This is a genomic window from Rubritalea squalenifaciens DSM 18772, from assembly GCF_900141815.1.
Taxonomy (GTDB): Bacteria; Verrucomicrobiota; Verrucomicrobiia; order Verrucomicrobiales; family Akkermansiaceae; genus Rubritalea; species Rubritalea squalenifaciens.
The window spans coordinates 687,294-713,833 of record NZ_FQYR01000002.1 but is presented as its reverse complement, the minus strand read 5'-3'; the positions used below and the strand labels follow the sequence as shown (position 1 = coordinate 713,833).

27 protein-coding genes are annotated in these 26,540 nt (G+C 49.8%); 4 read left to right on the top strand and 23 right to left on the bottom strand.

From position 1 onward, the window contains the following. Positions 1-2 precede the first annotated feature (2 nt). The 21 genes from BUB27_RS03340 to BUB27_RS19170 form a co-directional block, all read right to left on the bottom strand. On the bottom strand, positions 3-836 hold the full coding sequence (locus tag BUB27_RS03340) for a class I SAM-dependent methyltransferase (RefSeq protein WP_143158122.1): 834 nt from the start codon (positions 834-836) through the stop codon (positions 3-5). A gap of 23 nt (positions 837-859) precedes the next feature. Then, positions 860-1,783 (bottom strand): hypothetical protein, encoded by a 924-nt coding sequence (locus tag BUB27_RS03335; RefSeq protein WP_143158121.1) that lies wholly within the window; start codon positions 1,781-1,783, stop codon positions 860-862. Between the two features lie 12 nt (positions 1,784-1,795). Beyond that, a complete protein-coding gene (locus BUB27_RS03330) occupies positions 1,796-3,307 on the bottom strand; it encodes a lipopolysaccharide biosynthesis protein (RefSeq protein ID WP_143158120.1) in 1,512 nt (503 codons plus the stop codon). Positions 3,308-3,338: 31 nt separating this feature from the next. Further along, complete coding sequence (locus tag BUB27_RS03325; RefSeq protein WP_143158119.1) at positions 3,339-4,859, bottom strand: hypothetical protein; 1,521 nt, start codon at positions 4,857-4,859, stop codon at positions 3,339-3,341. Between the two features lie 24 nt (positions 4,860-4,883). After that, positions 4,884-7,214 (bottom strand): YfhO family protein, encoded by a 2,331-nt coding sequence (locus BUB27_RS03320; protein WP_143158118.1) that lies wholly within the window; start codon positions 7,212-7,214, stop codon positions 4,884-4,886. 4 nt (positions 7,215-7,218) lie between these two features. After that, complete coding sequence (locus BUB27_RS03315; RefSeq protein ID WP_143158117.1) at positions 7,219-7,965, bottom strand: WecB/TagA/CpsF family glycosyltransferase; 747 nt, start codon at positions 7,963-7,965, stop codon at positions 7,219-7,221. A 23-nt stretch (positions 7,966-7,988) separates the two neighbouring features. Beyond that, the gene (locus BUB27_RS03310) at positions 7,989-8,945 is read right to left on the bottom strand and encodes a GDP-L-fucose synthase family protein (protein ID WP_143158116.1); all 957 of its coding nucleotides are present in this window, start codon (positions 8,943-8,945) and stop codon (positions 7,989-7,991) included. A gap of 32 nt (positions 8,946-8,977) precedes the next feature. Continuing rightward, positions 8,978-10,093 (bottom strand): GDP-mannose 4,6-dehydratase, encoded by a 1,116-nt coding sequence (gene gmd / locus BUB27_RS03305; RefSeq protein ID WP_143158115.1) that lies wholly within the window; start codon positions 10,091-10,093, stop codon positions 8,978-8,980. A 43-nt stretch (positions 10,094-10,136) separates the two neighbouring features. Next, on the bottom strand, positions 10,137-11,069 hold the full coding sequence (locus BUB27_RS03300) for a UDP-glucuronic acid decarboxylase family protein (RefSeq protein ID WP_143158114.1): 933 nt from the start codon (positions 11,067-11,069) through the stop codon (positions 10,137-10,139). A 38-nt stretch (positions 11,070-11,107) separates the two neighbouring features. Further along, on the bottom strand, positions 11,108-12,214 hold the full coding sequence (locus tag BUB27_RS03295; protein ID WP_143158113.1) for a DegT/DnrJ/EryC1/StrS family aminotransferase: 1,107 nt from the start codon (positions 12,212-12,214) through the stop codon (positions 11,108-11,110). 55 nt (positions 12,215-12,269) lie between these two features. Then, positions 12,270-13,274: a UDP-glucose 4-epimerase GalE gene (gene galE / locus BUB27_RS03290; protein WP_143158112.1), complete on the bottom strand. Its 1,005-nt coding sequence runs from the start codon at positions 13,272-13,274 to the stop codon at positions 12,270-12,272. Positions 13,275-13,313: 39 nt separating this feature from the next. Next, entirely contained in the window at positions 13,314-14,696 is a 1,383-nt protein-coding gene (locus tag BUB27_RS03285; RefSeq protein ID WP_143158111.1) for a UDP-glucose 6-dehydrogenase, read from the bottom strand. A gap of 132 nt (positions 14,697-14,828) precedes the next feature. Further along, positions 14,829-16,073 carry a sulfate adenylyltransferase subunit CysN gene (gene cysN / locus BUB27_RS03280; protein WP_143158110.1) on the bottom strand — a complete coding sequence of 415 codons (1,245 nt, stop codon included), beginning with the start codon at positions 16,071-16,073 and terminating at the stop codon, positions 14,829-14,831. 56 nt (positions 16,074-16,129) lie between these two features. Continuing rightward, positions 16,130-17,035: a sulfate adenylyltransferase subunit CysD gene (gene cysD / locus BUB27_RS03275; protein ID WP_143158109.1), complete on the bottom strand. Its 906-nt coding sequence runs from the start codon at positions 17,033-17,035 to the stop codon at positions 16,130-16,132. Positions 17,036-17,040: 5 nt separating this feature from the next. After that, the gene (gene cysC / locus BUB27_RS03270) at positions 17,041-17,619 is read right to left on the bottom strand and encodes an adenylyl-sulfate kinase (RefSeq protein WP_143158108.1); all 579 of its coding nucleotides are present in this window, start codon (positions 17,617-17,619) and stop codon (positions 17,041-17,043) included. 6 nt (positions 17,620-17,625) lie between these two features. After that, positions 17,626-17,871, bottom strand: coding sequence for a DUF2061 domain-containing protein (locus tag BUB27_RS03265; protein WP_143158107.1), 246 nt, complete (start codon positions 17,869-17,871; stop codon positions 17,626-17,628). A 317-nt stretch (positions 17,872-18,188) separates the two neighbouring features. Then, the gene (gene nusG / locus BUB27_RS03260) at positions 18,189-18,728 is read right to left on the bottom strand and encodes a transcription termination/antitermination protein NusG (RefSeq protein ID WP_159434774.1); all 540 of its coding nucleotides are present in this window, start codon (positions 18,726-18,728) and stop codon (positions 18,189-18,191) included. After that, on the bottom strand, positions 18,728-19,207 hold the full coding sequence (locus tag BUB27_RS03255) for a GbsR/MarR family transcriptional regulator (protein WP_143158105.1): 480 nt from the start codon (positions 19,205-19,207) through the stop codon (positions 18,728-18,730). The genes nusG and BUB27_RS03255 overlap by 1 nt, the downstream gene beginning before the upstream one ends. A 93-nt stretch (positions 19,208-19,300) precedes the next feature. Beyond that, positions 19,301-19,477 carry a hypothetical protein gene (locus BUB27_RS18855; protein WP_159434773.1) on the bottom strand — a complete coding sequence of 59 codons (177 nt, stop codon included), beginning with the start codon at positions 19,475-19,477 and terminating at the stop codon, positions 19,301-19,303. Positions 19,478-19,618: 141 nt separating this feature from the next. After that, positions 19,619-19,768: a hypothetical protein gene (locus BUB27_RS18850; protein WP_159434772.1), complete on the bottom strand. Its 150-nt coding sequence runs from the start codon at positions 19,766-19,768 to the stop codon at positions 19,619-19,621. A 102-nt stretch (positions 19,769-19,870) separates the two neighbouring features. Next, on the bottom strand, positions 19,871-19,993 hold the full coding sequence (locus tag BUB27_RS19170; protein ID WP_268793959.1) for a hypothetical protein: 123 nt from the start codon (positions 19,991-19,993) through the stop codon (positions 19,871-19,873). Between the two features lie 556 nt (positions 19,994-20,549). On the opposite strand from BUB27_RS19170, the gene BUB27_RS03250 reads away from it, so the two are divergent. Both BUB27_RS03250 and BUB27_RS03245 read left to right on the top strand, forming a co-directional pair. Further along, a complete protein-coding gene (locus tag BUB27_RS03250) occupies positions 20,550-21,551 on the top strand; it encodes an aspartate-semialdehyde dehydrogenase (RefSeq protein ID WP_143158104.1) in 1,002 nt (333 codons plus the stop codon). A gap of 9 nt (positions 21,552-21,560) precedes the next feature. Further along, on the top strand, positions 21,561-22,445 hold the full coding sequence (locus BUB27_RS03245) for a polyprenyl synthetase family protein (protein ID WP_143158103.1): 885 nt from the start codon (positions 21,561-21,563) through the stop codon (positions 22,443-22,445). A gap of 8 nt (positions 22,446-22,453) precedes the next feature. Here the strand turns inward: BUB27_RS03245 and BUB27_RS03240 are convergent, their stop codons facing one another. Together BUB27_RS03240 and BUB27_RS03235 are read right to left on the bottom strand one after the other, a co-directional pair. Further along, on the bottom strand, positions 22,454-23,071 hold the full coding sequence (locus BUB27_RS03240; RefSeq protein ID WP_143158102.1) for a YdcF family protein: 618 nt from the start codon (positions 23,069-23,071) through the stop codon (positions 22,454-22,456). 69 nt (positions 23,072-23,140) lie between these two features. Beyond that, the gene (locus BUB27_RS03235; protein ID WP_143158101.1) at positions 23,141-25,081 is read right to left on the bottom strand and encodes a WD40 repeat domain-containing protein; all 1,941 of its coding nucleotides are present in this window, start codon (positions 25,079-25,081) and stop codon (positions 23,141-23,143) included. 267 nt (positions 25,082-25,348) lie between these two features. Here BUB27_RS03235 and BUB27_RS03230 point away from each other — a divergent pair, with 267 nt between their 5' ends. Both BUB27_RS03230 and BUB27_RS03225 read left to right on the top strand, forming a co-directional pair. Further along, positions 25,349-25,825, top strand: coding sequence for an asparaginase domain-containing protein (locus tag BUB27_RS03230; RefSeq protein WP_143158100.1), 477 nt, complete (start codon positions 25,349-25,351; stop codon positions 25,823-25,825). A 48-nt stretch (positions 25,826-25,873) separates the two neighbouring features. Beyond that, positions 25,874-26,536: a PDZ domain-containing protein gene (locus BUB27_RS03225; RefSeq protein ID WP_143158099.1), complete on the top strand. Its 663-nt coding sequence runs from the start codon at positions 25,874-25,876 to the stop codon at positions 26,534-26,536. Positions 26,537-26,540: the final 4 nt, after the last annotated feature.

Below are 26,540 nucleotides of genomic sequence, written 5' to 3'. Positions count from 1 at the left end.
AGTCAGTGGTTACCTGATTTGGCCTCCAAACATGAGTGTCCCAACTGACTTATCAAGCTAAAATCTTCGAAGGTTTTGCTCTTCTTGATTCTACGCCTATTGATAAAAGCCCTAAGAAAAAATCGAATAAAATGATTTGTAAGGACGAACTCTTGCCAGCCTGCAAGCTTAGATTCCGTGAATAGATGTAAGCCTTTATCGATAGACAGATAATGACATCCCAGTTTATCAGCCATCATCTCAAGAGTCTTTTTCTGATAAAAGCTTATATGCTGACCACCATCGAACACATAATACCACCAGTCTCGCGAAGGTATTGAGTCGCCGTACAATAAGGTCGAGAATATAAAATTGCGACATTGGTAGCGCTCTTGGGCCTCCTCTATAAACTCGAGTGGATTTTCAATATGCTCCATGACCTCAAAGGCAAAAATACAGTCGGCCTTGAAGCCCTCATCAGGTTCAAAATATTGAGCAAATAGGTTTTCACAGTATGGATCTGTTGAATAGCAATCAAACCCTTTGTCCCTGAGCATCCGAGTAAGTAGTCCATATCCACCTGCAACATCGACAAACTTTCCAGCCTCCCACCCTAATATTTCCAATATAAAAGCGAGCTGCTGGCTATTGCGCAGGTTTCTGGCGACAAGGCCCACATCCGTCGCCACAATGGCATCCGAGTATGCTTCGTCCAACCAATACGGCGGCTCTGTTCTCATCAGCCCACTCTCTGGACAGTGAAAATAGTCAACCTCATACTTCCTGAGCACCGTTTCACTGAAAAGAAAATCCATATCTTTACCACTGATTGGGCAAGTTACTTTTTTTGTTTCCATATCTATCACATTACTATCCGTTATCACCCTCTACCCAGGACAAAACGGACCATTGATTTCAGGCCTGCCACCATCCCTTCAACTCTCGTATTATAGTACAGCGTCATTTCCGGATTCAAAAACTGCCTGCCAAAACCTCGATTACGAACTGCACGGTGCAAAGCGACATGCTCGCAGTCCACCTCGACACGAGGATCTCCCTGCTGATTGTCGTCACAGGTATAACGAACCCCTTTCAAGGCTTTAGCCCTATAGATCGCCAACGCATTGAAACCCGACTGAACCGGAATTAACGGCATTTCACTAGTGAGACCTTTCAAACGATATTGATTAGCCACCATCATCTCCTCTGTACAAATATCCGAATCACAGTACTCGGAGAAGGCATAGGTATCATAGTAATAATTACCAAACAAACCCGTCTTCAGCCTACCGTTAGCATGAACCACATCCCAGTACTTACTCAGACCGAAACTGTGACGAATTCCCTCAAAATTTATTTTCCTAACATCTGGATCCAACATAATAACCCAGTCCAAATTATCTAATCCCACTTTCTCCTCCATGAGGTCCAGATAGCGGTTTCTATAGCTCGCCATCTTCTCGATTCTGTACTTCGAATAGGAAGGATTCACTCCTGAATCCGTAGATTTCAACAACGTCTTGCTACCACTATTGAACGAATCCACGAACACTCTGGGTGAAGACTTTTGATATTCAGCCAGATACTCTTTAGTCCCATCTAAACTATCATTCTCGATAATGAAAACATATGTATGCTGAGTATAACTTTGAAGCCTGCTAATGATTGGTAGATTTCTCTCTAATCCATCACGACAGTCTCTAGCCAGACAACAAATAGCCACGTGCATGTCCTGCATTTGGCGGTCGCCCTCCTCAAGAATGCGAGCTCTCCAACGTTTATAATATGTTTTTCGTTTGTTCACAGCAAAAGACAATCAGCTTATTTTGGCCTTAGCACTTCGAACCAGCTCAAAAACCCTATTCCGCTCTTGGGCGTCAAGAATTACATAAACTAGCAGAATAACCGCTGCCAAACACCATACTATCGTCATGATGAACAACGACAGAAACTGCAGCTCACTCCCTGCCAACCATTTATATAATACCATTACGGCCACACACAGTGGCAGAGCAGATTTGAGCATGAGCATGAAGACATTCGAATAAGGCCTAATCGTCAAAATTGACAACCACTTGATACCAAACAAGAGCGAGCCTCCCGTCAAACTTGCTAAATTAGCAACCAATAAGCCTGTCAATCCGTAGCGAGGAGTTAGCCAATATACCAATGCGACGTACAAAGCCATTTCCCAAATCAACGGAAACTTCACTTTTCGTAACTCTTTAAATACCCCCAAAGAGAGCACGAACACATAGTGTATGATATAGCGGACAGGCATAAATGCAATCAACACCAAGTGCATTCCATCCAGTGTCATTTCCTCACCCACCCACAGGGACACTATATAATTACCCCATAGTAGATAACCACCACACGCCAAAAGAGACAGAAAAATAGAGCCTTTAACTACCAGCTTCCACCATTTATAGAAATCATCGATTTTCTCCTCACTCACTAACTTCATCAATACAGGATCTGCTGAACCTGGAATACGCTGCAGTATCTGATTGATGGTGTTTATGAGCTTCATATTTACGGCCAGTACAGCGGTGATACCCAGCGATAGTAGATTACCACTGAAGATAAGCAATGTACTCCCCAAGACTACTGTATAGACCGAGCCAATCGCCACATCCAACCCAAGCTTGAAAATCATCTTCACATTTTCAGCTTTGACATCCGCCCAGTAGAACTTCCGGGATGAGCCCAAACGTTTGGAATAGTGCCTGATATAATAGGACTTAAACAACGTCGTGCTGAATACGGCTATCACATAGGACCACAATCCAAAGTCCAGCTTGATACAGCAAACAAAGATCACCAGATCAAGCAAGGCCCCCACGATTGCAATGATATTGACCACGTACAATCTCTGGCCCGCTAACATGGCAGCGGCATGCACACTTAGAACATAATTTAAAGCTGTGATAATGCCCATGGCGCAGAAGACCTGCGTACCAAGTGCCCTCAAGTAACCATCCAGATTATACAAAGCCCCGATGAAGGGAGCGATGGTTGCCACTGTCACAAGGATGACTCCTCCCTGTAGCAAGAAGACAAAAACAGCCGAGGACCACATCTGCGCATACCTCTTTTCATCTTTGACCTGGACATCCACAAGAAGACGAACACACGCAGCACGCACTCCAATCTCAGCCAGACGTATGGTATTCATCAACTGTGCAATGACAGCAAACAGCGCGAACTCGGCATTCGACAAAACCGACAAGGCCACAGGGATCATCAAGAGCTGAGTCACTGTAACAACGACGAGTGAGCCCCATGAACTGGCTACGGTTTTCGATAACTCCTGCTTGATATTCATCAGGACGACAAGTCAGCAATGCATAAACGCGCTACAATACGAGCGGCTCTCCCTCGGGATCAGGTGACTCTTCCTCAGGCCTAGGATAAGGGATGTTATTCTCCAGCATACGAATCAGCCCACAACCCAACAGAAGCGTCGCCGCGTCATCTTGGAAAGAGCCATAGACAAAAATGAAAAAGATGGGGAAAACGATCAGAGGAATACCCACCATTAACGCTAGTGGTAACCACTCGGTATTTTTACACCTCTTAATCAAACGATGGGCATGCACACAGAGCCTGAGCATCATGAATAGCATCAGTGCCAGTCCTACATAACCAATCACACGAACAGCACTCACCGGGCCACTGTGATAATCACCATTTACTAGGATTGTTTCACGGTGCAAATCGAATCCTGACAAGCCCATGCCTCCGACATAGGTACCAAAGTTCTGCTGCATCGCCAGCTCAGTGGCCGTATACCCCAAACCGTCACCTAGGATCTTGTTTTCAATCCAGTTATCAGTAAGCAAAACCTCTTCCCAAATTTCAAAGCGCCAGTTCGTAGACTCCTCCGCATCATCTACATACTGCTCTTCCCAAGAGCCGGGAAGCCAGGAAAGTGAACGCTGAATGTTAGCCGGTAGTGGAACAGCCATGTTAAGGACAGTCAAGCTAGTCAGAGTCAGAACCAACAACATCAATGAGGCCATCAATGACTTTATCCCACCTCGGTAACAGATACCTACCAGATAAGTCAGACCCACAGTAACCACCACATTTCGGTACCCGGAAAGACCCGCAGCGGCAAAGGAAAAGAGAATGAGAGGGGCCCACAAAACTTTAAAACAGGCTTTCAATGGGTTCACAAAAGAGGAAACCCACAGGGCTACGTTGGGTCCTGTATTCTTGATGAAGTCCATACGCGTGGCAGCGTCTGGGTTATAATAATGAAACTCCAATTCGGCTGACTTTTGCCTGAAGGTCCCAGTGTAGGCTGCAACAATTGGGATAAAATAGCCTATCACCCCGATCACAAAATTAATGATCCCTCCGATAATCGTAATTTTCACGAAAAGCTTCAGATCCCTCGGGAGGATTCTAATCCCACTCAGTAAGATTGCACACAGAAGCGTCACTCCATAAATGACATAAGGCTTACCACCCACACTTTCCGTCCCAAACAAGCTGAAACCAGTAGGATTTCGCACATACACCTGAAGGACCATCAGCGTCATCAAGCCCATCAAAAACTCTATCTCCGTAAACCTGAAGTGGAACAGACTGCTCCGCATCGCGAAGATCATACACCCAAACCCGACAAACAATAATTGGCCAAGCAATAGAGTCGATGGATTTCCTGGCAAGGCCAACTTAAGACCTACCGCGTAAGTGAAAGGAATCAGCATCCAGATGTTTCTTCCCAATACGATACAGATCAAAATCACCCCGACCCCGAGCACTTCCAATGCAGTCTGGAATTGCGAAGTAGCGATACCCATCCCCACGTAGATCGCCATAATAATGGCAATCACGGTAAATATGATCAGCTTAACGGTATTGTTCATAAGATTCTTTTTTGCAGTTTAGAGCTAAGACCCAGCATGGCCAGCTCTCGTTCTGAGATATTTTAAAAAGACGATGACTAGACCAACAGCCAGCCAGACGAAAACCACTCCCCAGGACACAATGTCGATCTGGGTAGAGACCGGGGTAAAGCGTATTTGCAGCCATGTAGCGCCAGAATTGGCAATCCAGCAGGCGCCATCCACACCTCTTTCAACAGGTTGCCATTCAGCGTCTTCAGATTGGCGCCATTGCCATCCGGGATGCCAGTTCTGCCGCCACCTCAGCCAAGCTACATCACTGGGGAGTTTGACTGACACCGCGTTCATGGACTGCCACACTGGCTCTATGGGCATTGCCTTCTGCAGATTCATCGAAAGGCTCTCCAAATCAGCTGGGGCATCCCCCTCACCCACTAAAATAGAGGCAAGGCTCTCAGGATTTTCTCTCCACTCAAACCCCTCTGCCTGATGAACAACCTTCCACTCCTCAGTCCCCTTAAAAGGTCCATGGTCTATCGGGTTAATCGCTATTTTCACCCCAGCAAGAGAGAGGCGTTCATGCTCTTCCAATGATTCAGTGACCCGATATATTGAACGGTACTGGATGCTCTCGTAGGCATCCAGAGCATGAACGTCATAGGCCGACAAGAGGTTCGGGCCCGCAAAACACTGTGGCATGCTTAACTCACTCATTCCCTGCAGAACCAGATCTCCACCAGCTATTTTTTTGGTGAAGGTAATCGATTCATGACGAGGCCGGATATCCTCCTTATCCGAGTAAGTGACATAAGCGCGGTAAAAGGTCATCAGCTCGGCTGACGAAGCCACGAGAATCAAGCAAACTCCGACCAGCTTGAGTTTTTTGGAGAATTTGCTCAACATCTCAAACCCCACACTCCCCAGCACGAGCAAGCCATAGACCCACAGGGTATGCGTATTCCCTATACTAAAGCGATCCACCCACTCCAGAGCACGTGCCTTAAACCACGCCTGGTCACCGGAAAACTGAGCATTTTCTGAGGCGCTGATCGCAGCAGCTACCACCTTGTTCTCTATACTGCTCTGCAATGATCCAGGCAAACACTCTCCCACGATGAGAGCTAAACCAATCATAGCGACCACCCCAACCAATCCCCTATTGACGAATCGAGGTAAGGGCTTTTGAGAGCAGTAGGCTAACATTTCAGCCGCCATCCAACAGCCTCCCAGGATAAACAAGATTTGTACCCGATGATACAAGGGTCCCACCAAGGGTGTAAGGGGTAATAAAACCCCAACCAGAATAAGCCACTTCGCCTGACGGGGCATCTTTTTAACGAAGAGACCGATGTAAGCCAGAAGCATGGGAATCGTCCCAAAGTAGGCCACGTTCATATAATTCATTTTAAGTAGCTTCCAGCCATCCAGAGTCTGAGCATCGCCCACCAGCCAAGGCCATACTTGTGCGGGAATCCCAACCAGGTTGTAGAGCGGCTGAAGGATCCCATGCGGATAACCAATCCCCCCCCTCGTGTGACCAACGTCCACATTCGTCTCGTAGGCCATCAACTGGGGAACCAAAGTATACGCTACCATCACCAAGGCGATGCTTCCCACCAGTCCCCATCCAAGTAATTCACTCTTTCCTTGGCTTATCAAGCTATTGGCCCTCAGGCTCCCGGCCCATAGGCACATGCAAGCCAACACGATGAAGGCTACATGCTGCAACGATCCGCCAGCCATCGCCAAACAGAGGAATAAGGGCAGCCACCACACACGGCCCCATAATCTCTTGAGAGCGAGTCCGTCCGAAGCAGCCCACAGCACCCACGGCATCCAACAGAATGAACCCAGAGCCCAGCGGTGGTTGATCCAAATAACGAACTGAGTATTCCCCATATAGAACAAGGCGCCCGCCACAGAAACAATCCATCCTAGCTTTCTACTTTTCAGGAATGCCAGCATCCCCAGCCCAGCTATCATCAATTCGATAGCGATCGACCAGTTCCAAGCACAGGTGACACTGGTGTACTTCAAGAGGTGGGTACTCCAACTCCCAGGCAAAGCCATGGTATTGCCTGCCATGTTAGAGCCTCCCATGGAATATGGATTCCACCCTACATAACCATCATCATCCAGCGATTGCTTGGCATGAATCCGGTAAGGCAAATACTGGGTGACAGCATCTGAAGTGAAGTGATTATGGGGCTTCTCGCCCGCATCAGCACTCCCCCATGGCGGCAGCATTGTCTTGGTGATATCAGCTGGAGCAATGACCTTGTCTCCGAACAGAGCCGGACTCAAGGCTGCCACCACACAAACGATAATCAACAAACTGCTAAAGATGCCTTTCAGCACATTAGGTTTGATGGTCATGAATCTAATCAGTTAGAGAGTAATAAATGAAGAGACTATTGTAGGTGAAATACCTTTTAAATAACCTTCTTGGTTCTTTGCAGAGCCTATAGGCCCATTCACACCCCATTTTTTGAATCCAAGGCGGAGCCTGGGAAACCTCACCTGCATGAAATGCAAAGGCGGCTCCGATTCCAAAGTAGACAGCAGGAGGAAGTTGTTCCTTATATTGCGCAATCCACTTCTCTTGCTTTGGGCAGCCCAATCCAACCCACACCACATTGGCTCCGGACTCTTGAATTTTTCGACTAATGCGCTCGAATTCATCGGCGGGCCACTCGCCAAAAGGAGGCGAATAAGAGCCCGCGATCTTGGCATCCGGATAGTCAGTTTGGAATCGCTCAGCCAAACTATCTAGGGTGCTTTGCGCACCACCTAAGAGGAAGTGTTTGATCTTTTGATTTCGCTCTGAAGCTTTGATCACCTCTAACATAAGAGTGGGGCCATAGACTCGATCCGTCAATCTCTCTTGCGGATCCAAGCGCCTATTCACTGACCAAACCAATGGCATCCCATCGGGACAGACCAAATCAAATTTTGCCATCACCTCACCAAACTGCTTATTGTGTCTGGATAGAGCGGCAACATGCGTATTCGCCGCCTCAACGGCATAAGCCCGGTCACCACGTATTGCGTGCTCGCATGTCCATGCCACAGCTCTGCCATAGTCCGTAATGGCTATAGGCAGACCTATGACATCAATCGTTTTCATTCCTGCTAAATCAGGAGAGAGAATCAGACAGCTCTCACGCTGTCATCATCCAGAGAGGCCCTGAAGTCCTCGTAGGCAAGAGCCAAGCCCTGCTTGAGATCCACGGATGGTTTCCATCCCAGCTCTCGGAGCAGCGTGTTATCCATAAGCTTGCGCGGTGTACCGTCAGGCTTGCTGGTATCATTGAGAATTTCTCCATTGAAACCAACTGCTTCAGCCACCGCTTTGGCCAGCTCTTGGATAGAAACATCATCGCCGTAACCACAGTTGACCCAATCCGGTGGAGTCTCTTGCTGCATAATGTGGAAGCAGGCATCTGCGAGATCATCCACATAGAGAAATTCTCTGCGAGGAGTCCCTGTTCCCCAGATAGTCACTGACTCAGCTCCTGATTCCTTGGCTTCATGAAAGCGGCGGAGCATCCCTGGAATGACGTGGGAGTTCTCAGGGTGATAGTTGTCACCTGGGCCGTAGAGATTAGTGGGCATCGCGGAATGGAACAGTACCCCGTGCTGCTTGCGATAGTATTGGCAAAGCTTGAGTCCGGCGATTTTGGCAATCGCATAAGCTTCATTGGTCGGCTCCAGTTCGCTGGTGAGCAAACATGACTCCGGCATCGGCTGTGGAGCAAACTTCGGGTAGATACAGGAGCTCCCCAAAAACAGCAGCTGCTTGACGCCAGCCAGATAGGCCCCCTCGATCGCATTCGAGGCGATCATCAGATTTTTATAAATGAAATCCGCCGGATAGGTGTTGTTCGCATGGATACCACCTACCTTGGCAGCCGCCACGATCACCTGATCTGGCTTGTGATCAGCCAGGTAGGCATGCGTCTCCGCTTGGCTGCATAGATCCAATTCCTTGCTCGAAGGCTTGAGAACCTCCGCATAACCAGCATTCTCAGCGTGGCGGATCAGAGCGGACCCGACCATGCCAGTAGCGCCCAGAACAAGTAGTTTCGACTGTGATGAGTCTAACATAGAAAGTATCAATGAGTATTGAAGAGCCTGGACTACTCGACAGCTACGGAAATCTCATGGCCGTGAGCCTTGAGCAGGGCGTGCCTTCTAGCCTGATCCACATCATAAGCCACCATCTCAGAGCACATTTCTTCCACGGTAATCTCCGGTACCCATCCCAATATCTCTTTCGCCTTGGCCGGGTCACCTAGTAGGGTTTCCACTTCGGCGGGACGGAAGTAACGTGGGTCAACCCTCACGATTACATCACCCACCTTCACTTCTGGGGCGATGTCTGTATTCACTGACTTCACTGTGGCAATCTCATCGACACCTTCACCAGAGAACTCTAGTTCGATACCCGCTTCACGGGCTGACATCTGGACAAATTCACGCACGGAAATCTGCTTACCTGTGGCGATCACGAAATCTTCGGGTTGCTCCTGCTGCAGCATCATCCACTGCATGCGGACATAATCCTTGGCATGACCCCAGTCACGCAGCGCATCCATATTCCCCAGGTAGAGACAAGACTCGAGGCCTTGTGAGATATTAGCGATAGCACGGGTAATCTTACGGGTCACAAAGGTCTCACCACGTCGTGGTGATTCGTGGTTAAACAGAATACCGTTACAGGCGTAGATACCATAGGACTCACGATAGTTTACCGTGATCCAGTAGGCGTACATCTTCGCTACCGCATATGGGGAACGCGGGTGGAACGGTGTAGTTTCCTTTTGTGGAATCTCTTGCACCAAACCGTATAGCTCTGAAGTAGAGGCTTGGTAAAAACGAGTCTTCTTCTCAAGACCAAGGAAACGGATCGCTTCCAAGAGGCGAAGGGTGCCCAGGGCATCCACATCCGCTGTATACTCAGGAGCCTCAAAAGAGACGGCCACGTGGGATTGAGCTCCGAGATTGTAGATTTCGTCTGGCTCAACTTCCTTAACGATTCGGATCAGGTTTGAGGAATCTGAGAGATCTCCGTAATGGAGGTGAAACCGCTGATGTTCGATATGAGGATCCTGATAAATGTGATCGATGCGGTCGGTATTGAACAGGGATGCACGACGCTTGATGCCGTGAACTTCATAACCTTTCTCAAGAAGGAACTCTGCCAAGTAGGATCCGTCTTGTCCTGTGACGCCAGTAATAAGTGCTTTTTTCATGGGGTACTAATAAAATGTGTATTCAGGTTTAGAGTCTAAAACTCTAAACATTAATCGTGTTACGAAAATATTCGATCGTGCGGTCGAGGCCTTCGTCCAGACTGACGGTTGGCTGCCAGTCGAGATGCTTTTGAGCCAGGGTAATGTCCGGCTTGCGCTGTTTAGGATCATCCCCGGGAAGTGGGTGAAAGCTCAGCTTGGTTTTACCACCTACTTTGGCGATCACTTTTTCAGCAAGTTCGAGCATGGTGAACTCACCGGGATTACCAATATTGATGGGGCCAACTACCTCATCCTTATTCATCAGGCGCAGGAAGCCCTCGATAAGATCGTCAACGTAGCAGAATGATCTGGTCTGTGTGCCATCACCATAGATCGTGATATCCTGCCCACGCAATGCTTGAACAATAAAGTTAGACACCACACGTCCGTCATCAGGATTCATACGAGGACCGTAGGTATTGAAAATACGGACAATACGGATATCCACGTTATTCTGGCGGTGGTAGTCGAAGAACAAAGTCTCGGCCACACGCTTGCCTTCATCATAACATGAGCGGATCCCAATCGGGTTCACCTTGCCCCAGTAGCTTTCGGGCTGAGGGTGAACTTCAGGATCACCGTAGACTTCCGAGGTGGAAGCTTGGAAGACACGAGCCCCTACACGTTTCGCCAAGCCCAGACTGTTGATGGCGCCCATGACCGAGGTCTTGGTCGTTTTGATCGGGTTGTGCTGGTAATGAGGTGGTGAAGCCGGGCAGGCCAAGTTGTAGATCTGATCCACTTCCACTTTGAAGGGGTCGATCACATCATGCCTCAGCAGCTCGAAATTCGGATTCCCAAACAGATGAGCGACATTGCTCTTACTGCCAGTAAAATAGTTATCCATACAGATCACCTCATGACCCTGTTCGATCAGTCGGTCACAAAGATGGGATCCGAGGAATCCTGCTCCTCCTGTTACTAGTACACGCATGCTTGAAATGGTTTTTCTATTGGATTTTCGTCTAGTGCTTATGCCTGAGCATCAAAGGCGGCGACCACCTGGTCGATTTCCTCGTCCTTGAGATAAGGATTCATCGGCAGGCTGATCCCTTGGCTGGCTACCCGCTCAGTAACTGGGAAGTCTCCAGCTTTGTGGCCAAGTCCAGCAAAGACTGGCTGAAGGTGAAGGGGAACAGCATAATAACTAACGGCTGGAACCCCTGCAGCCTGCAGTCTCTCATGCAGAGCATCGCGATCTGGAGAGAGCATGGTGTATTGTGCCCAGACTGAGGTATTGCCATCTGCCACTTGAGGTAACTGTAGTCCGCCCTTCACAAAATCTGACTGGCTGATGGCCTGGCTGTACTTGTCAGCTACTTCCTGACGCTTTGCGACCTCGGCATCAAACAGACTCATCTTGGAGAGAACGACTGCCGCCTGGATAGAATCGAGTCGTCCATTGACACCTAGTACAGGATGATGATGCTTCTCTTTCTGGCCGTGCACCCTGATCTGCTTCATCAGGTCAGCCAGTTCATCATCATTGGTGAAGAGGGCTCCTCCATCACCATAGCAACCGAGAGGCTTGGACGGGAAAAACGAGGTGCTCCCGATCGTAGCCAGATTACAGGATTGAGAACCGTGATGTGTGGCTCCGAATGACTGAGCAGCATCCTCGATCACTGGTAGATTGTATTTCGCCGCAATCGCATTGATCGCGGTCATATCTGCTGTTTGGCCGTAAATACCCACAGGCATAATGGCCTTGGTTTTTTCCGTGATTGCAGCCTCCAGAAGGGTTGGATCCATATTCCAGGTATCCTCCTGGATATCCACAAAGACTGGAGTGGCACCGGCAAGAGCAATCATCTCCGCGGTTGAAATCCAGGTGTAAGGCACCGTGATCACCTCATCACCTGGACCGATTCCTAGCGCCATCAGCGCGATCAAGAGTGAGTCTGTACCACTGGCTACGCCGATACAATGCTTTGCACCAGTGTAGTCGGCGAGGCATTGCTCCATTTCTTCGAGTTCAGGCCCCATGATGTAGCGACCATGGTCCAAAACAGCCATGATGCGCTTTTCCAAATCAGCACGGATCAGTGCCTGCTGCGATTTCAGATCGATAAACTCCATGATATAAAGTGATTTGTTTCGGAATCATGGCACTGGGTGCCAATAACCATGAAACCTAGGACGGGGTAAAACCTTGCGGATGAGATTGATGCCATTTCCAGGCACTGGCAATAATGCTTTCCAGGTCATTGACTTGAGGCTGCCAGCCCAGTTCGCTCTGCACCTTTAAGCTGTTTGCGTAGAGTACAGCAGGGTCACCTTCTCTGCGGGCGGCCATTTCATATGGAACCTCAAGCCCACTGACTTTGCTGACCGTATCGATCACCTGCTTCACCGATGATGGAGTTCCTGTGCCGAGGTTGTACTCCAGGAAATTGCCCGGCTCCATGAGACGTTCAAACACCGCAATGTGCGCACGAGAAATGTCATCCACATGGACGTAGTCTCTGAGGCAAGTGCCATCCTCTGTCGGGTAATCATCCCCAAAGACTTTCAGCGCTGGTCTGAGCCCTTGCGCCGCTTTGATAGCCAGTGGAATCAGATGGTTTTCCGGCGTATGATCCTCGCCAATTCTGCCGTCCTCAGCAGCTCCAGCAGCATTGAAGTAACGAAATACCGAAGCAGACCAGCCCTTGGACTTACACATCCAACTCAGTACATTCTCAATATCGAGTTTACTCTGGCCGTAGGGATTGATCGGTTTCTTGGCCGCCGTCTCGACGATCGGGCATTCATCCGGCTCACCATAGACAGCTGCCGTGGAAGAGAATACGAAACGACTGACTCCGCTGGCTTCCATTGCACGGAAGAGGGAGATCGTCTTGGCTACGTTGTTATCGTAGTATTTCAGAGGGTCGACCACTGATTCCCCCACAGCCGTGAAGGCTGCAAAGTGCATCACCAGCTCAATTTTTTCATCCTGCAGGATCTTACAGACCGTTTCGAAATCACCCAAATCTGCCTGATAAAAAGGAACCGAAGAGGCGACCGCTTCACGGTGCCCATAGCAGAGATTGTCTAGAACAACTGGATGATGACCAGCCGCCTGTAGCTGACGAACACAGTGACTACCAATGTATCCTGCTCCGCCTACTACAAGTGTGTTTACTGAATCTAGCATACCTAAAATGGTCTCCCTTCCATCAGGGAGTCGTGGAAACTATCCCTTTCCGATCGGGCGGAAATCAAAGCCAAGTTTTCTGGTTTCCTCAACTGGAAGAATATTACGGCCGTCGAACAGCAACGCTGGCTTCAACATTTGCTGATAAATGGACGCCCAATCCAAAGTCTTGAATTCATCCCATTCGGTCAAGATCGCCGCAGCGTGAGCTTCCTTGGTGGATTCTTCTGCGGATTCGGCAATATGCACCTGCTTGTCGATCGTCTCCTGGCTAACACCCAGATAAAGTAGATGCTGAGTGACACCTTCCAGTTTCACCTGGGGGTCATAGATACTGAGCTGGGCACCTTCCTCGAGTAGATCACGACAGACATAACCGGCAGCCGCTTCACGAGTATCATTGGTGTCCTTCTTGAAGGCATATCCGAGAATAGCGACCTTCTTACCAATGACCGTGTTGAAGAGTGCTTGCACGATGTTCTGGGCAAAACGACTCTTCTGCCAGTCATTGATTTTGACGACCTGATCCCAATACTCAGCGACTTCCGGCAACCCGAAATGCTCACAGAGATAGACGAGATTCAAGAGATCCTTCTGGAAACATGAACCACCAAAGCCAACGGAAGCTTTGAGGAATTTTGGACCGATACGGCTATCGGCACCAATCGCTCTGGCCACCTCATCGACATCAGCCTCAGTGCGCTCGCAGAGAGCCGAAATAGAGTTAATGGAGGAAATACGCTGAGCAAGGAAAGCATTGGCTACCAACTTGGAGAGCTCGGAAGACCAGAGATTGGTGGTGAGGATTCTCTCGCGAGGGACCCAGTTCGCGTAGACATCGACCAGGACCTGAAGAGCTGCTTGACCACCTTCGGTGTGCTCACCCCCGATGAGAATTCTGTCAGGCTCGAGCAGGTCATCGATCGCAGTGCCCTCCGCGAGGAATTCTGGGTTGGAAAGCACTTGGAACTGGCCTTCTTCTGAGTTGGCCTTAAGGATCGTCTTGATCGCCTCGGCTGTTCGCACAGGGATCGTACTTTTCTCAACGATGATCTTAGGTCCTTTGGCACAGCGGGCAATCATGCGAGCGGCAGACTCGATGTAGCAGAGATCTGCGGCACGACCAGCTCCGTGGCCATAAGTCTTCGTAGGAGTACCTACGGATACGAAGATGATATCCGCTTCGCGAATGGCATCTTCCACCCCAGTACCAAAGAAAAGATTCTTGCCGCGGTTACGTTCCACGATCTCTTGAAGACCGGGTTCATAGACAGGGAGGGTATCGGAATTCCAGGCCGCGATACGCTTCTCGTTAATGTCGACCACTTCTACGCGGATGTGCGGACACTTCTCCGCGATCATCGCCATGGTAGGACCGCCGACATAACCAGCTCCAATACAACAGATCTTTTGTTTGAACATGATGGGTGTATTTTAAAATTCGTGATAAGATTCACGCCGCGCATGTCATGCGCGGCGTCATCTTGGACAAAAGGTCATGTTCTGCAAGCCTACAGGAGATATGCAGGCTTTTTATGTGACGCTATGATCAAATTAGATGATCATACCGGCCGCAACAGTCGCATTCGTCTGCGGATCGATCAGAATGAAGGAACCGGTGTGACGGTTCTTACTGTAGGAATCCACGTGCAGAGCTTTAGCTGTACGAACTTTGATTCTACCGATGTCGTTCATCTTGAGAGTCTCCACCTCATCGAGCTTGTGGAAGGTATTCACATCCACCTGGTAATCAAGGGACTGAACCATCGCCTTGGTTTCCTGCTCGGTGTGACGAATGATGTACTTACCACGTGCCGCCATTGGAGTGTCACCAAACCAGCAAACCATCGCTTCCAGATCCTGGGTGCTGTGAGGAGGGTTGTTCGGCTTCACGATCATATCACCACGAGAGATATCAATCTCATCAGCCAAGGTAATGGAAACGGACTGAGGAGCAAAGGCCTCTGCCAAGTCACCGTCAGCCGAGTGAATGCTCTTAACCGTAGATTTAAAACCGGATGGAAGCGCCAAGACTTCATCACCAGGCTTGAAGACACCACCCGCAACACGTCCAGCGAAGCCACGGAAGTCATGCCACTCGTTGGAGTGAGGGCGAATCACCCACTGAACAGGGAAACGGGCTTCCACATGGTTCTCAACACCACCTACATAGACATTCTCCAAATGGTAGAGAAGTGAACCACCCTGATACCATGGTGTATTCTCAGAAGTATCCACCACGTTGTCACCACGGAGTGCGGAAATAGGAATCGCCTTGATATTCACGATGTTACCGAGACGGCTTGCCAACTCTTCAAACTCCTCGACAATTTCATTGAAACGCTCTTCGGAGTAATCAACAAGGTCCATCTTGTTCACCGCAACCACGACGTGTTGAATACGCAGCAGGTTAGCAATGAAGGAGTGACGCTTGGTCTGCTCGATCACACCCTTACGGGCGTCGATAAGAATGATAGCGAGGTCAGCAGTCGAAGCACCAGTCACCATGTTACGGGTGTACTGGATGTGACCGGGAGTATCTGCGATGATGAACTTGCGCTTCGGAGTTGCGAAGTAGCGGTAGGCTACATCAATGGTAATACCTTGCTCACGCTCGGCTTTCAACCCGTCGGTCAGAAGGGCGAGGTTCACCTCTTCATCACCACGCTTCTTGGAGCTTTGCTCCACCGCTTCGAGCTGGTCTTCGAAAATTGATTTTGAATCGTAAAGCAGGCGCCCGATAAGCGTCGACTTACCGTCGTCAACGGAACCTGCGGTTGTAAATCTAAGTAAATCCATGAGAATGTCTGTGTTCTTGTTTCTGGTCTAGTGTCTTCCTGGCCTGAGGCTAATTCTTAAAAGTAGCCTTCCTTCTTTCTGTCCTCCATGGAAGTTTCAGAGCGCTTGTCATCAGCACGGTTGCCACGCTCGGTCTGCCTGGCCGCAGCCACTTCTTCGATGATCGCATCGTAGTCAGTCGCGGTGGACTCCACTGCACCAGTGATAGTCGCATCACCCATCGTTCTGAAACGGATGCTCTTCTTCTCGACCACTTCACCTTCACGAGGCTGAACGAACTCGGAAATGGCTAGGATGGTGTTATTACGAACCAAGCACTCACGTTCGGCCGCAAAGTAGAGACATGGTAGCTCGATGTCCTCCTCTTTGATGTACTGCCAGATATCCATTTCTGTCCAGTTGGAGAGAGGGAAGACACGGAAGTGCTCACCCTGAAGCTTACGACCATTGAAAAGATTCCAAAGCTCTGGGCGCTGGTTCTTCGGATCCCACTGACCGAAGTCATCACGGTGGGAGAAGAAACGCTCTTTCGCACGGGCCTTCTCTTCATCACGACGACCACCACCGAGGCAGGCGTCATAAGCGTTCTCCTCGATCGTATCCAAAAGAGTCACTGTCTGAAGCGCATTACGGCTGGCATCTGGACCAGTCTCCTCCTTCACCTTACCCTCGTCGATAGACTTCTGAACGCTACCGACTACAAGACGGGCACCCAGCTTCTCAACGAAGCGGTCACGATACTCGATGGTTTCCGGGAAGTTATGGCCGGTGTCCACGTGCACCAACGGGAAAGGCAACTTAGCTGGGTGAAAGGCCTTGTATGCCAAGTGAGCCATAACGATGGAGTCCTTACCTCCGGAGAATAGAAGTGCCGGATTCTCGAACTGAGCTGCAGTCTCACGCAGCACGTAGATAGCCTCAGCCTCCAACTGCTTTAAGTGATCAATGATGTAATTGGACATATAAATTAAATGATAAGTTTCAAAACTTGGGCAACGCTTTCTTCCACACTGCTCTCTTCTGTATTGATCGTAAGATCTGGGGTTTCCGGCTCCTCAAAGTTTGAGGTTTTGCCGGAGAAATTTTTCACGCCACCAGCGGCGGCTTTAGCATAGAGGCCTTTGACATCACGTTGCTGGCACGCCTCGAATGATGCTTTCACATAGACTTCCTTGAGGTCATCTGTACCGACGATTTCGCGAGCCATCGCGCGGAATTTTTCCTGCGGGGTAATCAAGGTCACCAGGACAATGGCTCCATTGTTCACCAGCAGCTTCACCACCTCACTGGCGCGGCGGATATTCTCCTCACGGTCTTCATCAGTGAATCCCAGCCCGGCATTCAAGCCGCTGCGCAAGTTATCACCGTCCACCATGACCACGTACCTCCCTTGCTCATGAAGAAGCTTTTCGAGAGCATTGGCGATGGTGGATTTGCCTGATCCGGAGAGTCCGTAGAGCCAGATCGCCTGCCCCTTTTGCTTCAGCAGCTCTTCTTTCCCCTGACGGGGAATCTGCCTTTCGAATTCTGGATAGATGTTAGTCACTTTTTACTAAGCTACTTGTTCGGCTTGCGAATCGTCAGATTTGCTGCTGCGAGGAGTCCACTGCCAGGCCCTCTCATGCAAGTAATAAACCCCGAATTTGATAAAGAACTCGGCAAAGGCAATTTTACCCGCAGTACTCACCTCTCCGGTCCACAGCAGCGCGATGAGGTAAGTTGTCGCAGTTGCCAAGCATCTCCAGGTGAGACCTTTCAGGACACTTCGGCGTCGGGATTCTTTTAATCTTGTGTTCACTTGGCGGCTTGCTAAGGATTAACCGGATTTTTGACAAGCCTGAAGCAAAACTATTTTTGTCATAAGCCTTTCACCATCTTTGCGGCACGCTACCGCCCTTGGTCAGAATCCGCGAAATTTCGCAGAAAAACCTTTAGCGTGAGATCCTTACAAGAACATTGTTCAAGAAACCGAGCCATGATGCACAGCTTCACTATACAGTGAAGACACCAGAGGGCTTATATAGTTCAATAAAAAATGAACTTATTTACCCAGCCAACATTTTAGGAATACTAAGCAATTTTCCTTACTGACTTTATAAAGTATTCCAAGGAGACTTAGTGACCCATCTCGCTGGGTCTCCCAGGCAGCAGGAGAGAATACAAATTCAAGTCAACCCTCTGTGACTGGCCCAGCAGCTCGATGAGCAAACTCACACGTTCTTTACCCGGCAAAACCTCGATAACTTCCCCCTGGATACCACTCAAGGGACCACTAACAATCTCATAGGACCCGCCGACATCAACCTGATGCTGCAAGCGGATTTCCTCTGAATCACCAAGCTCTTCTAGCAAGGCCGAGATAAAACTATCCGGGACCGGAGGCACTACCTGGCCAAATTTAACCATCGACAGCACTCCCTGAGCATAACCCACCTGCCTACCTAGCACCTCTGGATCAAACTTGGCGAAAAGGTAGCCAGGGAACATGGCTTCGCTCCACCATATCTTGCCCCGGCGCGTCGCCTTTTGGAACTTCACTACCGGGGCTAAAACGGGAATATTGAGAGTTTCACGCAAGGTGCATGCAGCCAAGCGCTCTCGCTTGGTTTGACTACGAACGGCATACCACTTGGGCTCTGACCTTTCTACACTCATCAGCTTCCCAAGAATTTCTGCACTACCGGCAACACCAAAGCTGCCTTCTTTCTCCAAGTCTCAAGCTTATCAATGCGAACCTGCAGGAACTCGTCCTCTTTCGCTTCCTCCTTCAAAGTAGCAATCTTCCCCTTGGCACTATCCAAGTGAGGTCGCACCTGCTCCCTGATGAATCCGCCCACTAGACTCTTCAATTCTATATCCGCCTCGTAGAAGGTTTTGCGGCTATCTTCACCGGATGCCACCTTCACCGCTCCGAGCGTGCGAAGCATTTTCAAACCTTGAGACCCCGTACCCTTACTGACATCCAACCTGGAAACCAGATCATCCAGCGATTGAGGCTCTTTGCTCGCATAGAGAAGTCCGTAGATCTCCCCTACTGATTTAGGCAACCCTAGTAAGCGGGCTCCATCAGAGAAAACCTCCACGATGCTCCCCTGGACCACTGTCAGCCCATCCTGTTGTTTCGAACCAGCCATTCTAGGTATATGAGTATCCAGACAAGCCCATCTGTTCAATTATTTCTGAACTTAATAGGCACTCGGCTAACCTACCAGCTGGCGGATAACACCTTAGTCGTACTTTTCGTACTTATCGACGGGCTCAGTCTCGTGAGTAACATTGAGACCGGCTGTTCTCCCCACCGTTTGAATAAGACTTCCTGGTATCCGAGCAGCACTCTGCGCGAGGCGACAAGAGGACAAGGAGGTGATGCAAACCAGGGAGAATAGTGTGAGGAAAATCTTCATAACAATCGTTGTTTCTAGGCGTAGCGCACCATAGTCAGACACCTTATTTGGTCAAACCAAAAACCAACTTGCGCCTTCACCACACAAAAAAAAGCCGCCACCCGAGAAGGGTGGCGGCCACGTTAAAAATCTCTGACTACCTTATTTGGTAGGTGTTACTGGGATTTCATTGAAAGTTGGCAACGGGCGAAGCTCAGGTGCTTTTGCTTCACCTGTGCAGCAGCCACAGGAGCTAAGAATGAGGGAACCCGCAGCAGCGGCAGCGATTGTGATGATACGTAGTGCTTTCATAGATTTTTTGAATTTCGCTGTGCATATTGAATCTTAGCGTTATCCACGCAAGAAAAAAGCGGGCTCTCCGTTAGGAAAGCCCGCCAGAATTGAGTCAGTCAATTACTTGGTGTACTCAACTGATGGCACTGGAGCTGGTGCTGGCTCAGCGGAAGAACCGCAAGAAGCTGTAAGAGCGATACCAGCAGCTGCAGCTGCGAGAGTGATAACTTTAACGAATTTCATATTACTTTGTTCTATGGTTTTGGTTAATGACCGTGATGGTCAATCGATTCCCGCTGGAGACCAGCGGATCCCTCTGAACTTACATGCAACCGCAGCAAGAACTGAGAAAAGCGACGCTTGCCGCACAGGCGACATATACGATAGTACGGATAAATTTCATATCAGAAAATCTAAAATTATTTAGCAGGTGCTACGTAGACAGGGGTAGGTTCCGGAGTGGAATCATTGCAGCAGGAAGCCGAGAGCATGGCTCCAGCAGCTGCCGCGATGAGTGTGAACAGTTTAACAGCTTTCATTCTTCTTGTTAGGTTGATTAATCTAGTTGAATAACAGCGTGCTACTTAAGTTCACACACCATAATGCCATACTAGGCCAGACCCTTGTGGAATCAAGCTATAATGATGTTTTTATCAGGCTTAGAGCTACCTCCTCGCCCTACTAGCAGCATAAATCTCTCACTCTTAGTCATATCCCCTAATTCCGTCATTCTGATAACTATCATTGCCATCTGGGGAAGTCTGGCTATGGTTCCCGCCCCACTCGACTAGATAAATCTATGAACGAAGCAAAGCACATCGCAATCGTAGGAGCTACCGGAGCGGTAGGAGAAGAAATGTTAGCCTGTCTCGACGAGCGCAACATGAAGATCTCCGAGATTACCCTCTTAGCCTCCGCTCGCTCAGCCGGCAAAACCATTCCATTTCGCGGCGAGGATATTATTGTGAAAGAGCTTACTCATGATGCCTTTGAAGGAGTGGACGTGGCACTCTTCGCAGCAGGTGGCGGAATTTCCGAGGAGTTCGCTCCATCCGCAGCCAAGGCAGGCGCCATTGTGATCGACAATTCCTCCGCCTTCCGCATGGATCCAGAGGTTCCTCTGGTAGTTCCAGAGATCAACCCGCAGGCCATCAAGGAAGCCAAGAAAGGCATCATCGCCAACCCTAACTGCACCACCATCATTTCCCTGATGGCACTCTACCCACTTCACAAGAAGTACGGCCTGAAGTCCATCATCGCCTCATCATACCAGGCAGTTTCTGGTAGTGGCGCTCAAGGAATCGCAGAACTCAAGCAGCAGGTTGAGGCCATCGCGAACAACCAAGCGATTGAGTCCAAGGTGTACCCGACTCAAATTGCCTTCAATGTGATTCCACAAGTCGACGTCTTCAAGGAAGGCGGATACACGAAGGAAGAACTCAAGATGCTCAACGAAGGACGCAAAATCCTGGAACTTCCCGAGCTCAAGGTTACCTGCACCTGTGTGCGCGTACCAGTCTACCGCTCACACTCCGTATCCATTACCGCAGAATTTGAGAAGCCTGTGGATGTAGAGGAAGCTCGTGCAGTATTTGCTGGCTATCCAGGCATCGCAGCCAAGGACAATCCAGATGAAGCTCTTTACCCAGTCCCTCTGGATACGACCAATAAGGACGACTGTCTGGTAGGCCGTATCCGTAAGGACAATGTTCTGGATAATGCGCTCGCTCTCTGGGTCGTAGGTGACCAAGTGCGCAAGGGTGCAGCTTTGAATGCAGTTCAAATCGCTGAGCTTATCTAAGCAGATATCATGAGCGACCTCAAAGACTGGCTAAAGGCGGCGCAAAAGCGTGTGGACTCCGAGCTGAAGCGTCAGCTTCCCAGGGAGTCCGCTCGCCCACAGACCATCCACAAGGCGATGCGCTACAGCGTGTTCGCCGGAGGCAAACGCCTGCGTCCTATTCTCTGTCTCGCAGCTGCAGAAGCCTGTGGTGGTGACAGCGAAAAAGCGCTTCTCCCAGCTTGTGCTGTAGAGGTCCTTCATACTTATTCACTGGTTCATGATGACCTTCCATGCATGGATGATGACGATCTCCGCCGCGGCAGGCCGACAAGCCACAAAGTCTTCGGTGAAGGCATCGCCGTTCTCACGGGAGATGCCCTGCTCACTGAGGCATTCATCATGCTCGCCAACACTCCAGCAACCAAACGCTACAATGTCGGCGACTATGTGAAGGAACTGGCTGAGACCGGTGGCAGTAAGAAACTGATTGGTGGTCAGGTCCTTGATCTTGAAGGTGAAGGCCAACAGCTCAACAAGCAGCAGCTCATCCGTATTCACGAGGCAAAAACCGCCGCATTGCTCACAAGCTCCATCCGCCTTGGCGCCATGACAGCCAATGCTACTCCTGCCAAGCTAGAAGCTCTCACCACCTTTGGCTATAACCTAGGCCTCGCATTCCAGGTGATCGATGACATTCTAGATGTCACCCAGACTACTGAGGTCCTGGGAAAGACAGCGGGGAAAGACGAGTCTGTAGACAAATCCACTTACCCGGCGATTCTTGGTCTGGAGAAATCCAGAAAAGAAGCGGCACGACTGACCAAGAAGGCGCTCGGTGCACTCGAGCCATTCGGCAAAAAAGCTGCTAGACTGGAGCAGATTGGCCGCTATCTGCTAGACCGCGAATATTAGCCCTACGCCTATAGGTCGGCGAAACGCCAGACGTGGATGTAGTAGAATTCCCTCATCAGGAATTTCAGTCTGCTTTCATCTGACTTATACATGGTAGTCAGTGTAGCAGACGGCCTATTCTGCATCTCATACTTCTCCGCGATAGCGTGAGCCCTCTTCAGGTGCCAGGGGTCACTCACCAGCAAGGCGCTCTCCATGCCAAACTTGTCCATTAACTTCTTTGCCTGGGCAATATTCTGTTCAGTCGTCTTGGACTCCGTTTCTTTATAGAGATCTTTGTCCGGGATTCCATTTTTCAGGCAGTACTCATAGGCCACCTCGCTCTCGGCAAACTCGGCATCTTTTCCAAATCCTCCGGTCAGGATGACTTTCTTCACTCTACCTTCCTTGTAAAGCTTGATCGCATGATCAATCCTCGCCTTAAACACAGGAGAGGGCTTGTTATAATAAGCAGCAGCCCCTAACACGATAGCGCAATCGGCCTGGCCACCGTCATCGACATGTCCATAGCGGTGGATATCCCAAATCTGCCAACTGGCATAGACAGTAAGAATCAGCAGTACAAACAGGAAACGTTTGCACCATTTTCTGAGGCGGCTGGTTCTTTTGGTATTTCGTTTAGACACCGCGGCACATCCTCAGCCAGAAAGCCCATATTGCAAACATAATCTCTGGCGCTACAGCAGGCTCGAACATCATTCCACACTCGGAACCACTCTCGTCTGAGTCAGTTCCTTCATCGTCTGCGCCCTCTGCTTTTCCTCCCAGCGCTTGCACCACTGAGCACTATCCTTGCTCAATAACAGGACTAGGCAAGAGAAGGCCCCTACCCAAGTGATCGAGATATAGCTGATATAAGCGGCAGAGTCATACATAACAGGTGTACCCCACCATTCATGCTGCCAGATATCCCAATGACTCTCAAACACTCCTAGTATAATAAGCCCGGAAATCAGCAGTGAACAGCATTTGATAGATAGCACCGTGATACTGGTTAGCCGGCTCCAGTTCGCACCCCGGATCAACCAGAAGTTCACAAAATAGAGCATGCACACGATCAGCAGGAACAAACCAAAGAGGTCCTGTCTGGAGCCCTCCCACGGCACCTCCACAATAGACCTGGCATGAACCGCTGCGATGTTTGTAAAATGATAAGACATCCTCAAGCACTGCAGTCCCAAGAACAAACCGAGCCAGGCTGGCATCTTCAGCCCATGCTCATCCTTTGCCCATTTCCAGATGATTAACACGCCCACGAGCCCCCATATCACCCAGCTAAAATACAGCAACCACCCGAGTGGGTGCTTGAAGTACCCCAGAGCCTCCCGCCCGTAGACATAAAAGACCCGGACGACACCAGAGGCTGAATAGGTGGCCACCAAGTCACCGTCACTAGAGAAACGCACCAAAGGCACGTCCGCCTTTGAGATGAACAAAGGAAAGAGACTGGGGTTTTCGTCCACTTTGGAGATCCATGGCTCGCTTCCTGTAAAGACGACGCGCTCTCCAGAGGGATCCAGATAGAAGTGTTCTTGAGAAAGTCCCCGCACAGGTTTCCTGCCTATTGGGCGCTCCTTGATGATAGAGAACGGCAGCTCATTCATCACCGTTCCCGTATCCACCTCATAACTCACCAGTACCTGCTCACCATCCAGCATCTGCCTCAGGTAAAACGTATCTGGCGTGCCCAGGAAATGAACCTCGTCACACTTCCCTTCGCGTTCCGTTTCCCAGATGACCTGATTTTCGGCCATATCCAGAGCCTGGATTCTAGTCTTTCTCTTGCTCGGATTATTTTCATCCAGATGATTGGAGAACAGCAGAATCAGGGTCTTACCATCCTGCGTCATCCTGGCCTCAGTAGGCATGGAATTCCGCATCTGGGTATTCTCAGCGATTTGCTTCTCAAGCTTGATAGACGCCTGATCCATCTGATTGATTACCTGCTTCAAATCCGTGTCAATGGAGGTATCGACCATCTTCAAGGGATCCCCTGTCCATTCGTAGACGATCCCACCAGACACGAGTGAGAACACCCGCACTTGACCTCGATCACCTAACATCACCAATCCCTCATCTGGAGAAATATCCATCCTCGGCTGGCCATCCTCCATCTGCATGACACCTGGAATCTTCCACATCTTGTAGGTTCGCAGATCAATCACCACCGAACTGTCATGCTCTGCATCAGCAACTAGCATGGAGACCCCCGCCGCTTTCCTCGCTCTCGCACCCACCTTGACGGGCACTTCTCTGATCACCGCTCCCTCTAGATTATAGCTCGTAAGCCTATCGCTTGATAAAACATGCAGCACATCCCCCTGAAAACCCACATAGCGGGCTCTGGTATCAGCAAAGCTGGCTGGACTGGTGACTTGCGCCGCACCCCGGCGCCACAATTGAGAGCCATCCATTAGATCCCATAATTCGATCGTTCCATCATTGTGGGTCCGGGCCATCAAGACCCCTGATTCATGGATATCCACCCACTGGTTGACTGCCCCCTTCCATTCCGCGTCGCTGTTCTCAAGCTCCTCGTCTAGCACCATCACTTGCTTCCATACGGACCAATGAGTGCTCATCAGCTTTACATTGATAGAGTAAAGCAAAGCACCGACCAGCAACCACACAGCCATCCTTACCGCATATGAACATAATTTGTTCACAAACAATATCTAATCTTAAGTTATGGATGTCTATCAAGTTAATTACGGTTCAGAAGCCCTTCATGAAAGCAATTTAATAAATCGTTCATATTCAGACAGATAGAAAGAAATCAGGAAGCAACAAGCCGTCCACCAAAACAGAGGTTGCAAGGAAGCGGCGAATCTTACTAAATCCCTTTGCTGCATGAGCCCCCGCAAAGCAGTTTACTCCATCGACCTGAACTAAATCACACCTTTATGCTCATTCTCACCACTGGCGGCACCATTGATAAAATCTACTTCGACGCGAAGTCAGAGTACGAAATTGGAGAACCCACCATCACGCACATTTTCCAGGAAGTCGGAGCCACGCTGCCACATGAGATCATTTCTCTGATGCGCAAGGACAGCTTGGAAATCAACGATGAGGACAGGGCCTTGATCCGCAAGAACTGTGTGGAGTGCCAGGCGAGCCAGATCCTGATCACCCATGGCACCGATACGATGTGTGAAACCGCAGCAGCCCTGCAAGACATACCGGGAAAAACCATCGTGCTAACAGGGGCACTGGCTCCAGCGCGCTTTAAAATCACCGATGCAGTCTTCAATGTAGGTACGGCTATTGGAGCGGCCCAGTCCAAGCCTCCGGGAGTTTACATTGCCATGAACGGGCAGATTTTTGAGGCGGGAACGGTAAGAAAAAACCGAGAAGCCGGAAAGTTTGAGCGCATTTAAGGTCTGACGGCGCTACAATAGTAGATCCGCCTATTCAAAGAACGCATCATGAAGCTGCTGACCCTTACCCTTATCACCCTGCTGACTCTGAATGCCTCCTCACAGGAAGCATTACAAAAGAACTATGATGCCATCCTCAAGGAACTGTCCGCAGATGACTACACGGTCCGCAGTAATGCGCAGACGGAGCTAGAGCAACTCTCGCTCGAGCACCCAAAAGCCGCAGCCCAACTTCTCTACCGCAGCTACAAAGATCATCCACATCCAGAGATTCGTCAGCGTAGCTTCGGAGCACTGCGAAAGCTGTACAAAGCGAAATTTACGCCACCCAAGAGAGGATATCTGGGAGTGCGCCACGATCCGGATATTCTCAAGGTTGATGGCAACCGGATCAATGCAGTGAACATTCTGGAAGTTGTCCAGAATTCACCAGCCAGTAAAGCAGGACTCAAAAATGGCGACCACATCACCGCCGTTGGGGACAAAGACCTGACCAAAACCCCCATCCGCGAAATCTCCTCGGCATTCTCTGCGGCAATCAAATCCCATCCCGCCGGCTCAGACGTGACCATTACTCTGTACAGGGGCGGAGAGAAAATGAAGGTCAAGGCAACGCTGGGAATCTATGAAGACCGCTTTGGGATCACTCCAGACCGTCAAGAAGAAGAATTCGGCCTCTGGCTGAAATCCCTTGAGCCGAAGAAGAAGTAAGCTA